General features: G+C 66.3%; 2 protein-coding genes. Both read right to left on the reverse strand.

All coding sequences use genetic code 11. The annotated features are described in order from the left end of the window. Positions 1–130: 130 nt before the first annotated feature. Positions 131–721 carry a heme NO-binding domain-containing protein gene (locus tag ABY403_RS15705; protein WP_372841756.1) on the reverse strand — a complete coding sequence of 197 codons (591 nt, stop codon included), beginning with the start codon at positions 719–721 and terminating at the stop codon, positions 131–133. Positions 722–782: 61 nt separating this feature from the next. Next, the coding region (locus tag ABY403_RS15710) for a hypothetical protein (RefSeq protein ID WP_372841757.1) at positions 783–2,462 on the reverse strand (1,680 nt) is incomplete at its 5' end.

The raw sequence follows: 2,462 nt of genomic DNA on the forward strand, positions 1-2,462 counted from the left end.
CAGATTTTGCCCAACGTCGGACCGACCGCCCGTATTTCGCCCGCAGGGCCGAGCCAAAGATGCATTGGCATCAGCTTGCCAAGTGCGGCAAGCGACAGGTTAGGCGTGACGGAAAGGGCAGGGCGCTGGTTCATGTGGCCACCGGTTGTGCCAGTTCGAACTGCCGCCCATGCGCGTGGCTTGTGTCAAGCAGTTCAACCATGATGCGATCGCATGCGGTATCCGTGGCGTCTGTGGGGGCCAAGTCGATCAGCGCCAGCGCGCCATAATCGTCGGCCATCGCGCGCAGCAGGCCCGACATTACCAACCCCCAACCCGGCACCCGCCCCTGCACGGTAAGCGTCAGTTGCCCCGCACCCGCAACCGCAAGCGCCAGATGCGGGATGTCGATCTCTGGCAGCGCCATGCGCGCGCGCGCCGGAAGTTCGTCGAGCGACATCAGAAAATCGTCGTAATCGACACCGCCAAAGCGCAGCAACCGGCGCAGCGGTTCTAGCGTGACAAGAAACGCGCCGAGGTCTTCCAGCAGCGCATCGCGGGGCTTTCCAAGCCGGTCTGCGGCGGTATCGAGCAAGGCAAAGGTCAACGCATCGTCATAGGGTAGCAGCGCCTCGAACCCGTCTGCGGGCGCTGACGCCGCTTCGGCCACCTGCTGCCAAAGCGGCGTGCCATAGGTGTCGCCCAGAAATCGCTGAATCGAGCGGTTGATAAGACCGAGCATCGCCTTGCCCTTGATTGCAGGGTCAGGCTAACGGGCAAGTGTTAACGAACCCCCAATCGCGTCAGGGCCGCAGCACCACCGGCAACCCGCCGATGTCGAGCGCGAAAATGCCCGATGGCACGAGCCTTACACCGTCGGCATAGAGCCGATCGATGGCCCCCGCAGCGGCCACGCCCGGCGCATCGCCCAAAAGGCGCAGATCACCCGCTTCCTGCCAGCCGTCGCTTGCCTGCCGGTAACTTTGCGGGGCCCCCGGCAGCGCCACGGGCCCTGCGCCAAACAAGAACACCGCCTCGTCGCCCGGCCATACCGCCACAAGATCGGCCAACACCAGCAGGCAGCCGGGGTGGCCTTCGGGCGTGGTGCGGGTGCAGGTTTCCAGCACCGCCGCGCGCGCGTCGGTATCGAGCGCGCGCCAAAGCGCATCGGGCATCGTGCCGCCTTGGGGCAGCACCGGCACCTCGGCGGCGCGCGCCAGCGTGGGGTCTGGCGCTTCGAAGCTGGCTTCATACTGCCAGCGGTTCGGCGCGGTATCGAGCGCGAGTAACCGCGCGGCCAGAACCTCTTGCTTGGGCTGGTCGGCGCGCGCGCGCAACTCTGCCAGTGCGGCTTGTCCGGGGTGGCCCCATTCATGTGCCAGTTGCCAAAGCGGCAAATCCTCGGGAAGCATCGCACCCGCCGCGACCCGCGCCATTTGCGAGCGCGCGGCAATCGCTTCGGGGTTGATCGCCGGGGTCAGCCATAGCGCCGCCAGCCCGATCATCACCACCGCCATCGCCAGATTGGCGCGGCGGATGCGCTCCATCCAGCGATCGCCCCCCAGCACTGCCAGCGCGTAAAGGGCGCCAAAGGCAAAGCTGATCCCGGCCCCTGCCGCTGCCGCGACGCGCCCCGGCGTCCAGCCGTATTGGCCGACGCGCAGCACCACCGCCCAAACCGCCAGCCCGCCGAGAATCGGCACCAGCACCGCCAATATTCGTGCAGCCTCTGGCAGCAGCCAGCCTGTTACAGCCTCATCTTCGCCCTGATCGACGGCAATCGAGATCAGCGCAACCGCCGTTGCTGCGGCCAGCATCATGACCGCACCTGCCGAAAGATTGCCGAACAGCGCGCTAAGGCCGCGCAGAGGCAGCACGGCCACAAACACCACCACTACCAGCAAGACCACCGGCAGCAGCAGGCGCAGAAATCGCAACAGCAGATAGGGCGAAAGTCGCTCGGCCAATTCCGCCACGACCGCCAGGCCCAGCCCCAGCGCGCCGCCAGTCAGCAGCCAGATCACCAGCGGCTGGCGCAGCGCCTCGCCCAGATAGGTGACCCCGACCAGATCGAGCAGCACCGAAGATGCCAACAGCACCATCCAGACCACCCCGGCAAAGGCGGCTGCCGAACCGATCCGCAGAACCGCGTTCCAGCTATGGGTGAACAGGGCTGCGTAATCGAGCCAGCCCCAGCGCCCACCTTGCAACCGCGCCATCAGGAACGGCATCGGCATGACCGCAAGCACCACGAGTGCCGCCAACACGTGTTCCGAAGCTAGATATTCTTCGACCGAGGCAAAGCGCGTGGCCCCCCAAAGCGCCAGCCCCGCGACCGGGGTTGCCAGCGCGGCCGCAACAAGCGTGGCGCGCAGCCCCAATTCTGCCAACATGGTCAGCGCGCCGCCGAAGCCTACGGCGACCAAGACCCAAAGAAAAAGCAGTGCACGCTCATCGACCTTATCGGCCAGCACTTCGGCCAA

Source organism: Phaeovulum sp., assembly GCF_041596715.1.
Lineage (GTDB): Bacteria > Pseudomonadota > Alphaproteobacteria > Rhodobacterales > Rhodobacteraceae > UBA6213.

Coding starts and splice junctions, on each gene's coding strand:
- ABY403_RS15705 (WP_372841756.1), bottom strand. CDS start 721: ATGCTCGGTCTTATCAACCGCTCGATTCAGCGATTTCTGGGCGACACC.